1 protein-coding gene is annotated in these 247 nt (G+C 51.8%); it reads right to left on the reverse strand.

Annotated features, from left to right (window positions below; genetic code table 11):
• Positions 1-247 (reverse strand): hypothetical protein (locus tag ABFY71_RS19070; RefSeq protein ID WP_347947454.1); only part of this gene is annotated, 247 nt, incomplete at both ends.

The following is a 247-nucleotide window of genomic DNA, read 5'->3' on the forward strand; positions in this document are numbered from 1 at the left end:
GGAAGCCCTCTGGACCGAAGTCCAGTTCCTTCTCACTCAGGGCATCCTCGTCGTAGCGTCCTTTGTCTGCGCACTCCCCTAAAGTTCCCTCTAATCCGAATCCGGTACGTTTATACCCGCGCTTAATAAGCTCACAGATATAAGGAGCAAGTGTATCGCCATAACGTTCCTGCATCTCCTCGTTAGGTATACGACCCGGCCATACGCGTACTTCAAAACCACGCCCCGGCAAAGTCTTGTAGATACT

The organism is Devosia alba, from assembly GCF_039938915.1.
Classification (GTDB): Bacteria; Pseudomonadota; Alphaproteobacteria; order Rhizobiales; family Devosiaceae; genus Devosia; species Devosia alba.